Genomic DNA, 12237 nt, shown 5'->3' with positions numbered 1-12237 from the left:
TTTTTACATGCTTCAATACCGAATCATTGTAGACGGCCGGGTTCAAGGTGTGGGCTTTCGCTATTTTGTTCAAATGGAAGCTGATAAGCGAAAACTGGCCGGCTGGGTCAAAAACCGTGATGACGGGCGTGTCGAGATTTTGGCAGAGGGTCCGGAAAACGCCCTGCAATCGTTTGTTGAGGCTGTAAAGAACGGAAGCCCTTTCTCAAAGGTTACCGACATCTCTGTGACTGAATCCCGCAGCCTTGAAGGCCATCATCGCTTTTCTATTGTTTACTCATAAGGCTTATCTTGATAAAAATAGTTCGGCTTAACGATTGAGTTATCATAGGATCGGTGGAAGATATGAGTGGCAGCGGGTGAAATTGGCGGAATCAGCCACGTCCAGTCTCCCGTCAGCTTTCTGCCCGCTTCTTCCTCCTGTTCTTCAAACCGTTTAAACTGGCTTGCCGCTGTATGATGGTCAACGATGCTGACACCCTGCTTTTTGTACGAGTGCAGCACAGCTTTATTCAATTCAACTAGCGCTTGATCCTTCCATAAATCCGTATTGTAATCAGCGGCGATGCCGATCACGGACGCTACTTTTTTCAGCTTGTCGTACCGCTTTTCATCTGCGAGGTTTCTCGCTCCGATCTCCGTGCCCATATACCAGCCGTTAAATGGCGCGGCATTATAATGAATGCCCCCGACCTCAAGCTTCATATCAGAGATGATAGGCACGCCGTACCACTTCAGCTCCAAATCAGAAAACGCCTCGATGTCCGGATGTGTGATTGGAACCTCGATCACAAGTGAACGCGGCAGCTCATACCAGACAGGCTGTTCGTCGCCTTTCATGCGAAAAATGAGCGGCAGCAGGTCAAAATCCGTTCGCTCTCCGCGCCAGCCGAGCTCTTCGCAGGCTGCTGTCAGGGAACAGGAAGCCGGGTCGCCGATTCTTTCTCCGTCTGACTCATATCCAGCGTACCGGATCAGCTGATGATTCCAGATCTCGACTTGCTTTTCACCCTTCTCTTCCGGAGGGAAAATCGTAATGGTCGGTCTGATTTTCCCGTTATTGGTGGCGGTTTCAATATGGTGAAAGAGGGCGTCACGCACTTCCTCCTTCGTCCGGACGTCTCGTCTGTCAATAACATTCAGCGAATTCCAGAACAATCTGCCGATGCAGCGGTTGCTGTTTCTCCAAGCCATTTTCGCTCCGTGCTCCAGCTCTTCCTTCGTATGTACATAGCTTCCGGTCAGGTCAATTTCACTTTTAATGTCCTCGAGACGGTCTTTCACTTCCTCCTCCTTTCCCAATTCCTGATAGCATGCGGCAATAAACGCTTTCGCTTCGTTCCAGAGTATTTCTTTTTCTTCCAACAAACTCTCCCCTTCACATCACTTCATGCTTTTCATTGTATCGTTTTTAAGCGGCAAGACAAATGATTTTTCTGCAACTTCCTGGAAAACAATAAAAAACACCCGCGTGGTGCGGGTGTCAAATAGACGATAACCGATTTGCCAATTCAGTTAAGTCACTTCGAAAGTTTTTGCCGGTCATCGGTATGCCGTGCCCTGTCAATAACGCTTCCGGTTCAAGACCGGCCAGCTTTAGAATGGACTCCGCGGCCGTCTCTGTGTCAGGCGTGAAATAAGCCGGCGGCCCGTGAAGCTCCTGTTTTTGTATCAAGACGTCAGCCATTTTCTCCTGTTCCACTGTAATAACAGCATCACCTGCCACAAGCACGCGGCCGTCATCGCGGAATAACGAAATATGGCCCGGCGTGTGTCCTGGTGTCGCGATCCACATCCACTCGTCAAGAAAAGGAACTGAACCGTCTTCCGGCAGTGCCTGGACATGTGAGGAAATATCGATGGAGTGCCGCGGAAACAGCGGCGACAGCTTGGCGACCAGCCCGCTCTTGCTGTCAGGACGAGCCGGAGGATAATCCTCTTTACCTGTTACATAAGGCATTTCCCGAGAATGGACATAAACAGGTACATCCCAATGCTCAAGGATCTCTTCGATTGCCCCAATATGGTCAAAGTGCCCGTGTGTGAGGATAATCGCCTTCAGCTGAAACCCTTCACCGAATCTTTGTTTGGCTTCATTGACAATCATGCCGGCTGATTGAGGCATGCCGGCATCAATTAAAACAAATGAGTGAGGTTCAGAAGGCAGCTGAATAAAATAGACATTCGCAATTTGCACAGTCAGGCCGTGCACCCCTTTTGCCGCTTCGAACCCCGTTCCGCTTCTGACTGAAGTCAGCGGCATATAAGGATCACTCATAATGACACCTCCGGAATGTTGTATGCCGTTAGTGTGTGTCATTACGCCTGAATTATCATACGGAAATAGAGATCGCACCGATCAATAGAGCGATAGCCGTCATGACGATCACTGCGAGAACCGCCCATTTCAATGCGAATTTTTGATGGTCATCAATAGAAACTCCGACGAGTCCGACAAGCAAATGAGTGGATGGCACAAGCGGACTCAGCATATGAATCGGCTGGCCGATAATAGAGGCTCTGGCAATTTCCACTTTATCCACACCGTATGCGACAGCTGTTTCTGATAAAATCGGCAGCACCCCGTAGAAATACGCGTCATTCGGCATCAAAAATGTGAAAATGCCGCTTGTTAAGGCAACAATCGCCGGGATCAATCCGCCCATTTGTTCCGGTATCATGGACACGAGCGAGATCGCCATTTCATCAACCATTTTCGTGCCTGTCAAAATCCCCGTGAACACCCCCGCGGCAAAAATCATTGAACCGATAGCCAGCACGTTGCTGGAATGCGCCGCGATGCGCTGTCTCTGATGCTCGAGATTGGGATAATTCACAATCAGCGCAATACAAAACGCAATGACAAACAGTACGGTTAAACTGACTTTACCCGATACTAAACATCCTATTAAAGAAAGCGTTAACAATAAATTGAACCACCAAAGCTTCGGCCGCTTCCACTCATCTTCAACCGCAGCCGCCGGTTCATTGGCATTGGCTGGCTGTTTCAGTTCAATCACACCAAGGCGCTTTCGTTCCGCTTTTCCAAGCACATACGCAACCGCCACCATACAAAGCATCCCGCTTGCAATGACAGGAATCATCGGCCCTGTAAGCTCAGCTGGATCAACACCCAGCGCACTCGCCGCCCTCGGCGTCGCACCACCCCATGGAATCGTGTTCATGATTCCCATGCCGACTCCCGCGATTCCCGCCAGGATAATTGGCCGGATGCCTAGCAGCAAATAGAGCGGAAGCATGGCGCTTGTCGTAATCATGTACGTTGTCGAGCCATCTCCGTCCAAGGCGACGAGCATTGTAAGAACCGCTGTCCCGACAACAATTTTTAAAGGGTCTCCTTTGACCATGCTTAAAATTTTGCCAACCATTGGATCAAACAGGCCTGTATCAATCATAATTCCAAAATATAAGATCGCAAACATAATCATGACCGCAGTCGGCGCGACTTGCTGAATCCCCGAAATCATCATGTCCCCAACTTCAGTAAATCCAAATCCGGCGATAAGTGCAAACACAATCGGCGTCAAAACTAATGCTGTTAAAACAGAAAGCCGTTTTGTCATGATCAATGCCATAAACACAAGCATCATGAGAAAGCCTAAGATTGCTAACACATCCATTCCTCCTTAAATGAATCCGCTTACATTTTTTCTCCCTACTCCCCTTTTTGTCTTGCCTTTTTGCCATCGTATGAGAAAACCAACCGCAAGTAAATAATTTGGTTTTTTTGTATTTTTAATTTTTTAAAACCGTTTTGTTCTTTTTGATCAATTTTCGGCATGAAAAAAATCCCGGGATGCCGGGATCTTAATTTCCTGTCATGATGCTTTGATAAAAAGCAGATTGCTCTTCTAAAAACCGTTTCGTTTCCCTGCTGTTCAAATAAAAGCTTTCCCAGTCCTGTTCGTTTATTTTCCGCTTCCATTCAGGTGAGGAGGTGACCTTCTTTAGCGCTTGATCCCAGTAAGAAATCTCTTCCTCAGACATATTTTTCGGGCCCAAAATCCCTCTCCAATGAGAAAAAACAAACGGGATTCCCTGCTCCTTCCACGTCGGTACATATGGAAAACCGGGAAGTCTTTTATCAGACGTTACAGCGGCTAACGTGATATCGCCGTTTCGTTCATATGGTTTCGCTTCAGAAAGTGTCATGGAAGCCGCTTCTATCTCATGTCTGATCAGCGCCTGAATGAGCTGTTCGCTGCTGTCATACTGTGAGAATTGAATGTCAAACGGGTCAATGCCGTACATATCTGCCGCTCTGACGAACGAGAGCTGATCATCATTGCCAAACCCCGGGGCAAAGCCGATTTTCACCTTGCCGGGATGCATATTGATCTCATTCAGCACATCCTTGCCATTTGTTAACGCTGATCCTTTTGGCAATGCAACCGTCTGCCATTCCTTGGAGAGAATGGCGAGCGGCGTAAAATCGGCCATTTTTAATTTGCTTTGCCCGAGAAGATCATTGCTCAATATTAAGCTGGACGTCATGCTGATGGTTTGTTTGCTGCTTTTGTTGACATATTTCCAGCCTTTCTCTCCCCCGCCGCCGGATTTATAGACGATATGAACATCATCCTTCACGATCTGCTTCTGCCTCAAAACTGATTGGATCGCCTGCGCTGTGACATCCCAGCCGCCAGAAGGTTCGGCAGGGACGACAATTTCTATCGGCCCGTCCGGCAGGCGCGGCGCAGCCGCCTGCCTGATATCACCCTGCATAAAGATCAATAGAATAATCAATAGGATTATAGATTTTTTCATATCTAATCCGCCGCCAAATAATATTTTCTCTCCGGCCTGCCGATAATCCCGTATTCAAGCTCGGCTCTTGCTTCTTCCTTTGACACAAGGTACTCGGCATAACGGCGGGCAGTTGTTCGTGACGCCCCCATTTTTTCCCCAAGTTCCTCCGCTGTCAATCCTTCTGACGCAGTCTGAAGCGCTTCCTTAATTTTTCGCAGTGTAATCGAATTAATGCCAGTCGGCAAATTCTCTGCCGGCAAAGCTGTCTTCACACTGTTCCCAAAAATATGGTCGATCATGGATTGGCTGACCTCCGGCTGAGACATGAGCAGCTTCCTTTTTTCTTTATACTGAAGCAGCACCTGCCTGAACTTGTCAGCTGTTACGGGTTTGATCAAATAGTGGGCAATCCCCGCCCTTAGCGCTTCCTGCAAATGACGGGTTTCTGTTGCCGCTGTGATAATCATAATGTCCACTTCAGGAAATCGGCTTCGTATATCAGGAATCAACGCGGTCCCAAGCTCGTCCGGCATATAAATATCCAGCAGAAGCAAATCAACCTTGTGTTCCTTCAAAAGCGCCAATGTCTCTTTTGCGTTAGCCGCCTTGCCGATAATCTTGAATCCATCAAGCTGTTTAATCAATCTCTCATGGATTTGCGCAACTCGAAAATCATCCTCCGCAATCGCGATGTGAATCAAATGGATTCCCCCTTTGTTTCTCCTTCGGTATAAACACAGTGAATACCGCCCCGCAAGTTTTTTGATTCGCCAGTTCGATCCAGCCGCCCAGTTCACGCACTGAGTCTTTCACATTGGCCAGACCGTAGCCTCTCCTCATCCCCTTTGAAGAATATCCTCTCTCAAACACAGCTTCTATTTTCTCTGACGGCACACCGGGCCCTGTGTCTGATACTTCAATGACAATGTCATGGCCCATATCCGTGATAAAAAACAAAACTTCCTTCACGCTTTGCTCCGCTACAGCTTCGAAAGCGTTATCAATTAAATTGCCAATAATCGTAATAAGATGGGACAAGCCGATATGCGCAGGAAGAGGCGCGAGTGAGCTGTTCTCATCAATCACCAGCTTGACCTTCTTTTCCGATGCCTTGCTTATTTTCCCTAACAAAATGGCCTGCACCTGCTGCGAATGAATGTTATGGAATAAAAGATCATGCTGTTCATTTTGCATCGCATATTCCTCTTTAATCAGATCAATGGCTTCATCATACTCCCCAAGCTCAAGCAGCCCTAAAATCGCATAAAGCTTATTTGAAAATTCATGAGTCTGCGCCCTGAGATCCTCTGAATATTTGCGAACCTCTGTCAATGTGTCGATCAGCTTCTTCAGCTCTGTTTTCTCCCTGAAGCTGACGACAATCCCATACGCCTGCCCGCCTTGATTCATCACTTTCGTATTGATAATAAACACTTGATCGTTGACGCTTACCTCCTGGTTCGGCAACATTTCTCCTTTTTCAAGCACAGACATCAGCCCTGCTCCCGGCATGACGTCATCTATAGGAAGATGGATCACAGGCTCGGGCAGCTTCAGCATCTCGGCCGCCGATACGTTCATCATGGTGACGACGCCTTCACGATTGGTGGCAATAATCCCTTCTCGAATCGCGAAAAGCATTGCGTTCCTCTCACGATATAGAGCCGCGATCTCATGCGGTTCAAGCCCGAGCGTATCCTTTCTGATGCTTTTCGCCAGCACGGCGGCGCCAATAAATCCGAGCAGCAGTACAAGCACAGCAATCACACTCAAATTTCTCAAATGCTTTTTGATGCTTTGCTCTGTCTCCGTTTGCAGAAAATCAACAGACACGCTGCCGATCACTTGGCTGTATCCCTTCTGTTCTTTTATAATCGGCGCGCTCCCTCTGATCACTCTTCGTCCATCCGCTTTTGTTTCAGAAACATGCGAACCGCCAAACAAAATTTCTCTGCTGCGCTCCAGTTTCTTTAATCCGCTTTTTCCAGAGGCGCTGCGAATGTCTCCTTTTTCGTTCAAAACATAAATGGCAAACGCACCAGTCTGTTCTTTCATTTGTTCAATGACCTCTTGCGTCTGAGCCGCATGTCCGTCTTTTCTCTCAATGAGCTCTTTAACCGGCGGCATATAGGAAATGGTTCTCGCCGTTTGAACCGCCAGCTGCTCTGCCTGTCTCCGTTCTCCCTGTGTATGCTGAACGGCTAACGTAATGGTCAGCACACCAATGACAAAGACCAGCAGAGCCGCAATCAGCCCCATTATTTTTGTTTGCAGGGAAAAATGGAACCGCTTTTTCACCACAGCACCAGCCGTCCTTTCTACCTAGATCATACCATTTTTCACAGGGAATTTTCTCATTTTTCAAAATCCATTTTCTTACGAAGGAGTGAAAATAAAAAAAGGCAGACCGCGTCTGCCTTTTTCTTTCTACCATATTCCTAGTACTTTCCACCATAATCCGCCGATCACAAGCCATACGATGATATGAACAATCGACAGGATAAATCCGATGGACCACCATTTGCCTTGCGGGATGTAGCCTGCTCCGAAGAAGACCGGAGCCGCTCCAGAACCGTAGTGAGTCGTTGACCCGAACAGGTTGCTGATGAACGCGAGGCTCAGCGCTGCTAAAAGCGGCGGTGCGCCCGCTGCCACGACGACAGCCAAAAATGCTGAATACATCGCACTGATGTGGGCTGTCGCACTTGCAAAGAAATAGTGAGAGTAATAATACACAACAATTAAAATGATGAATGCCACAATCCAAGAGAACCCTGATACGGATGATTTCATGGCATTACTGAACCAAGACACCATGCCTAATTCATTCAAGAAGTTGGCGAGCATGACAAGCGCCGCAAACCAAGTGAGCGTATCCCAAGCGCCCTGTTCTTTCTTGATATCATCCCAAGTCAGAACTTGTGATAATAAGAGAACGGCCAAACCGATCAATGCGGTTGTGGTAGCGTCGATGTTGAAGCTGCCGCCAAAAATCCACAGCACAAGCACCAAAAGAAACACGATAACCATGGAAAGCTCCGATTTTTTGAACGGTCCCATTTCTTTCAGTTTTTCTGTTGCGATTTTCGCCGCATCCGGTGTTTCTTTGATTTCCGGCGGATACAGTTTGTAAATCACAAGCGGCGTGATGATTAAGCTTACAAGTCCCGGTACAATCGCGGCAATTGCCCAGCTTGTCCATGTTAAGTCCACCCCTGCGACATCATGGGCCAGCTTGGCAATCAGCGGGTTCGCCGCCATCGCTGTCAGGAACATAGCAGATGTGATCAGATTCCCCTGAAAACCGGTTTTTAATAAGAATGCACCGATTTTTCTCTCTGTTCCATTTGCCGGGCTTGATCCGAATGTTTCGGATAATGATCTGATAATAGGAAATATAATGCCTCCTGCACGCGCCGTATTACTTGGAATAGCAGGTGAAAGTATTAAATCACTGAATAGCAGTGAATAAGAAAGTCCAAGGGTTTTTTTTCCGAATTTCTGAACGAATACATACGAAATTCTCGCACCGAGACCGGTTTTGATAAATCCCCGGGAAATAAAGAATGCGATAACGATAAGCCAAATGGTCTTATTCCCGAATCCGCTTAATGTATCCTCAATTGATAGTGTTCCAGTTAGTGCAGTAACCGCCAATGCAAAAATTGCAATTGCACCCATTGGCAAGGGCTTGGAGATAAAGCCGATAATTGTTGCGACAAAAATCGCAAACAAATGCCAAGCTTTAGGTTCAAGTCCGGACGGAGCGGGAATAAACCAGATGATTAGTCCCACAGCGACAGTAATAAGCAATGGAACAAGCTTTACTGCTGACTGTTTTCCTGCGTCTTTTTCTGAAGCCATAAATAGGTCTCCTCCTATATACTTGTTTTCCGATCCCCTTTCCCATTCTACTCCTTAACTAAGTTAATAAACATTTTAATTAATTAAAAAACACAAAGGTTAGCACCCTTTGTGTTTTTCACTTTCTTAATTTAATTTACCCGCACCCGCTTGATTTATAACATTTGATTTTACATTAGCAGAAGCATCAATCGCCCCATGCAGAGACGGCGTCCAGCCGACAGAAGAGCTCAGCCCGTTTGCAGCCGATGCGTTGATCTGTGTGCCGTTCAGCAACGTGCCGGAGTCATATAAAGCCGTTCCCCCGCTGAATACGCTGATCGTTTTAGCAGCTGACAGTCCCGGTACGTCAATGACATTGTTTTGGGCATAGATTTTAGATGACTTTCCGATTCCCCATGCATAGCTAAAAGGATAACTTGAAGAGCTTGTGCTTCCTTCATAATAGTTGTTGTATACGTGCACTTGCCCGAAGCGGACTCTCGGCGCGCGCTGGACAATATTTTGATAGCGGTTATGATGCAGCGTAATTTTTAATTTGCCGTCATCGGAGGTTTTGCTGTCACTTGATCCGAAAATGGAACTTTTATCATGATCGTGATAATAGTTGTAGGACATCGTGATATAGTTAGCACCGTTGGAAGCATCCGTTTGGCCGTCATGGTGCTGATATTTTCTTCCATAATATTTCGGTGATGTGCTGTCCGGACGCGAACCGTCATTAAATGTACAGTGATCAATCCAGATGTGTGTGCCGCCGTTTATCGTGATGTTGTCGTATTGTGAGTTCCAGTTCCCTGAGCTTCCGTCAGTCGGATCCCATTGCGGAAAATAGTCATAGGCATCCTGGAATTCAATGTTGCGAATAATGACGTTATCACTCTTGATTTGGAAGTTTCCGCCCACGACTTTAGCGTTAGTCCCTGAACCGACGATCGTCGTGTTTGCCGGAATATCCACCATGACCCGTGCTTTTTGGTTTTTCTGAGAGCGTGCTCTCGCTTCTTCTTGTGTTCCCGACGGCTCTTTTTTGCCCCATGTGCTAGGATCATAGGCTTTCAAATATTTGTCCAAATCATACTCCGGATCTTTATAGTCATTTAGACCAAGCGGCTTCAGATTTTCATCCACGTTCATGTCAATCGTTCCCTTGATATAAATGATTTTTGGCGTTGTGTTCGTTTCCTTCCCTAATGCCGAGACAAGCTGGTTTCTGTTGCTGACGGTATACACATTTGAGGAGGATGCTTTTGATCCGCCTGTCGTGCCGGTCGAGTACGCGCCCCAGCCATCATTGGATCCCAACGTCTGGTGGCCTAAATCAGCTGCGTTCGCGCCAGCTGGAGTCAATCCTAAAAACAGAGCCGTAGCTAACACCACTTTTTTCATCCACTATGTACCCCCATTTTCTATTTTGTGAGATTTTATTCCAATTTATCACAAAAATATAATAGCAAATTGAGGGACATGCAGAACCGAAAATGTTCCGCTATCCTATTGCGGCATTCTGCAAAATAACACCGCAAAGACCGCAAAAAAACCAAAAGGCCGTCATAGCCTTTTGGTTTTTTCCTTGCTTTATGCCCAAGCTTTCACTTTTTCGTTATCTGTCACAAAGAGAAGCACTTTTCCTTCATCTAAGCGTTTTTCAAATTGAGCGGCTTCATCTTCAGAAAAACCGATTTCGTGAATTTTATTGCGGAGCTCGTCTCCTTTTTTATTGAAGATATTTCCCACCGCGTGCTTGAAACCTGTTTCTTTGGCTCCGATCGTGTTGGCGTTCGTGTTGTCAGCCAGGCGTTCCGTTCTGTCATCGTCGTGAGCTAAGACGTATACATCCTCTTTCGCAACACCCATTTTCTGCAATTCCTCTACATCCTTCATGAGCTGTTCGTCATTTGTATACTCTTTTACAACTGGTTTCATGTCGATATTCCTCCTTCATGTTTTCTATATTTCTTTCATACCCGATCGTCTGTACCTGAAACAGATTCCAGAACATTAAAGAGAAAAACAGGAGGAATGGTAGTAGCTATTTGTTTTCCGTCCATGGTAAAGTGATAGGAACGGGACCTATTTTCAGAAAAATCAAAATTAAGGAGAAGCCGCTGCACGGAGCACACGACCATGAAACGCTGCCTTTATCCGTACGAGCAGGAGGTATGTCTAATGCAATACTTTTCACCAGAACAGCAATACAATGCTTGGATTGTGAGTGATTTAGTCAAACAGATTTTCCATAAGCGTGCCGGATGTTCACCAGGAATTCACGAGCTTGCGGTTTTTGCCGAGGAACATTTTCATATCGATATCGACTTTGTTTTCTCGATTATCATGAATATCGGCGACATTGAATTTGCACTAACAGATGAAATAGAAAAGAAATTGTCCGGTTATCTCAGCACTCTCCTTCCTTATGTCACTGCTGATATGTTCGAAACCTCTAAAGCCAACGCCCATGCGTTTTTGTCTCGAAGACACGGTAACGCTTCATACCACTTATTTGTGTCTGATGATGCTTTCATGAGAAAGCAGTAAAAAACGCAGCTTTCTTTACTAAAAAAATATTGACATGATAAGCCATGCTATTATAGTGTTACATGTGATAATGATTCTCATTACTAAATCTGAAAAAAGGAAGAATGACATGCGCACCTATTCTAACAAGTTGATTGCCATCATGAGTGTTTTATTGCTCGCCTGCCTCATTGTATCCGGCTGTTCATCAAGCCAGAATAACAACGGAAGCGGCAAAAGCGAGTCTAAGGATTCCAGAGTGATCCATGACGAAGAAGGAAAAACGACAGTAAGCGGCACACCTAAGCGGGTGGTTGTGCTTGAGCTTTCATTCTTGGATGCCGTTCACAACCTCGGCATTACGCCGGTGGGCATCGCCGATGACAACAAAAAAGATATGATTAAAAAGCTTGTCGGCAGCTCCATTGATTACACATCTGTAGGCACACGCAGCGAACCCAATCTTGAGGTCATCAGTTCCTTGAAGCCTGATTTAATCATCGCTGACGCTGAGCGCCATAAAAACATTTATAAACAGCTGAAAAAAATCGCCCCGACGATTGAATTAAAAAGCCGTGAAGCGACATATGACGAAACGATCGACAGCTTTACGACCATTGCTAAAGCATTAAATAAAGAAGATGAAGGAAAAGAAAAGCTTGCCGAGCACAAAAAAGTCATCAACGATCTAAAAGCCGAACTTCCGAAAGATGAAAACCGCAACATCGTTCTCGGCGTTGCAAGAGCGGATTCCTTCCAGCTTCATACATCATCATCCTATGACGGAGAAATCTTTAAAATGCTAGGCTTTACACACGCTGTGAAGTCAGATAACGCCTATCAAGAGGTCAGCCTTGAGCAATTGAGCAAAATCGATCCTGATATTTTGTTCATCTCAGCCAACGAAGGCAAAACCATTGTAGATGAGTGGAAAACGAACCCGCTCTGGAAAAATCTCAAAGCGGTGAAAAATGGACAAGTCTATGATGCGGACCGTGACACTTGGACAAGATTCAGAGGCATCAAGTCTAGTGAAACAAGCGCCAAAGATGTGCTTAAAAAAGTGTATAATAAATAGGACAAATG

Annotated in this window: 13 protein-coding genes; 3 read left to right on the top strand and 10 right to left on the bottom strand. The window is 46.1% G+C overall.

Going from position 1 to position 12237, the window contains the following annotated elements; all coding sequences use genetic code 11:
• Positions 1-7 precede the first annotated feature (7 nt).
• Positions 8-283, top strand: coding sequence for an acylphosphatase (locus tag NSQ16_RS04055; protein WP_003243829.1), 276 nt, complete (start codon positions 8-10; stop codon positions 281-283).
• On the opposite strand, the gene nosA is transcribed toward NSQ16_RS04055, so the two are convergent.
• The 10 genes from nosA to NSQ16_RS04005 form a co-directional block, all read right to left on the bottom strand.
• Positions 274-1365 carry a nitric oxide synthase gene (gene nosA, locus NSQ16_RS04050; protein ID WP_003233711.1) on the bottom strand — a complete coding sequence of 364 codons (1092 nt, stop codon included), beginning with the start codon at positions 1363-1365 and terminating at the stop codon, positions 274-276. The genes NSQ16_RS04055 and nosA overlap by 10 nt on opposite strands.
• Before the next feature lie 118 nt (positions 1366-1483).
• Positions 1484-2278, bottom strand: coding sequence for an MBL fold metallo-hydrolase (locus NSQ16_RS04045; RefSeq protein WP_015383086.1), 795 nt, complete (start codon positions 2276-2278; stop codon positions 1484-1486).
• Between the two features lie 55 nt (positions 2279-2333).
• Entirely contained in the window at positions 2334-3635 is a 1302-nt protein-coding gene (gene citM / locus NSQ16_RS04040; RefSeq protein ID WP_003242978.1) for a citrate transporter CitM, read from the bottom strand.
• Positions 3636-3676: 41 nt separating this feature from the next.
• Positions 3677-3802 (bottom strand): hypothetical protein, encoded by a 126-nt coding sequence (locus NSQ16_RS04035; protein ID WP_283934150.1) that lies wholly within the window; start codon positions 3800-3802, stop codon positions 3677-3679.
• A gap of 26 nt (positions 3803-3828) precedes the next feature.
• Entirely contained in the window at positions 3829-4788 is a 960-nt protein-coding gene (locus NSQ16_RS04030) for a tripartite tricarboxylate transporter substrate binding protein (protein WP_327837989.1), read from the bottom strand.
• Between the two features lie 2 nt (positions 4789-4790).
• Complete coding sequence (gene citT / locus NSQ16_RS04025) at positions 4791-5471, bottom strand: two-component response regulator CitT (protein ID WP_160221430.1); 681 nt, start codon at positions 5469-5471, stop codon at positions 4791-4793.
• On the bottom strand, positions 5443-7071 hold the full coding sequence (gene yflR, locus NSQ16_RS04020) for a two-component sensor histidine kinase CitS (protein WP_327837990.1): 1629 nt from the start codon (positions 7069-7071) through the stop codon (positions 5443-5445). Before yflR ends, citT begins: the two co-directional genes overlap by 29 nt.
• Positions 7072-7197: 126 nt before the next feature.
• On the bottom strand, positions 7198-8634 hold the full coding sequence (locus NSQ16_RS04015) for an anion permease (RefSeq protein ID WP_003233725.1): 1437 nt from the start codon (positions 8632-8634) through the stop codon (positions 7198-7200).
• A 126-nt stretch (positions 8635-8760) separates the two neighbouring features.
• Positions 8761-10023, bottom strand: coding sequence for a pectate lyase (locus NSQ16_RS04010; RefSeq protein ID WP_339232580.1), 1263 nt, complete (start codon positions 10021-10023; stop codon positions 8761-8763).
• Positions 10024-10212: 189 nt separating this feature from the next.
• Entirely contained in the window at positions 10213-10560 is a 348-nt protein-coding gene (locus NSQ16_RS04005; RefSeq protein ID WP_003233729.1) for a general stress protein, read from the bottom strand.
• Positions 10561-10803: 243 nt separating this feature from the next.
• Here NSQ16_RS04005 and NSQ16_RS04000 point away from each other — a divergent pair, with 243 nt between their 5' ends.
• Both NSQ16_RS04000 and yfmC read left to right on the top strand, forming a co-directional pair.
• On the top strand, positions 10804-11172 hold the full coding sequence (locus tag NSQ16_RS04000) for a YfmB family protein (protein WP_015252572.1): 369 nt from the start codon (positions 10804-10806) through the stop codon (positions 11170-11172).
• A 109-nt stretch (positions 11173-11281) separates the two neighbouring features.
• Positions 11282-12229, top strand: coding sequence for a Fe(3+)-citrate ABC transporter substrate-binding protein YfmC (gene yfmC, locus NSQ16_RS03995; protein ID WP_003243996.1), 948 nt, complete (start codon positions 11282-11284; stop codon positions 12227-12229).
• Positions 12230-12237 lie beyond the last annotated feature (8 nt).

This window comes from Bacillus sp. PS108, assembly GCF_037963335.1.
In the GTDB taxonomy this organism is placed as follows: Bacteria; Bacillota; Bacilli; order Bacillales; family Bacillaceae; genus Bacillus; species Bacillus subtilis.
This window is presented reverse-complemented; position numbering and strand designations above follow the sequence as displayed.

Coding starts and splice junctions, on each gene's coding strand:
- NSQ16_RS04035 (WP_283934150.1), bottom strand. CDS start 3,802: ATGCCGAAAATTGATCAAAAAGAACAAAACGGTTTTAAAAAATTAAAA.
- NSQ16_RS04015 (WP_003233725.1), bottom strand. CDS start 8,634: ATGGCTTCAGAAAAAGACGCAGGAAAACAGTCAGCAGTAAAGCTTGTT.
- NSQ16_RS04000 (WP_015252572.1), top strand. CDS start 10,804: ATGCAATACTTTTCACCAGAACAGCAATACAATGCTTGGATTGTGAGT.
- NSQ16_RS04030 (WP_327837989.1), bottom strand. CDS start 4,788: ATGAAAAAATCTATAATCCTATTGATTATTCTATTGATCTTTATGCAG.
- NSQ16_RS04005 (WP_003233729.1), bottom strand. CDS start 10,560: ATGAAACCAGTTGTAAAAGAGTATACAAATGACGAACAGCTCATGAAG.
- NSQ16_RS04055 (WP_003243829.1), top strand. CDS start 8: ATGCTTCAATACCGAATCATTGTAGACGGCCGGGTTCAAGGTGTGGGC.
- NSQ16_RS04010 (WP_339232580.1), bottom strand. CDS start 10,023: ATGAAAAAAGTGGTGTTAGCTACGGCTCTGTTTTTAGGATTGACTCCA.
- yfmC (WP_003243996.1), top strand. CDS start 11,282: ATGCGCACCTATTCTAACAAGTTGATTGCCATCATGAGTGTTTTATTG.
- NSQ16_RS04045 (WP_015383086.1), bottom strand. CDS start 2,278: ATGAGTGATCCTTATATGCCGCTGACTTCAGTCAGAAGCGGAACGGGG.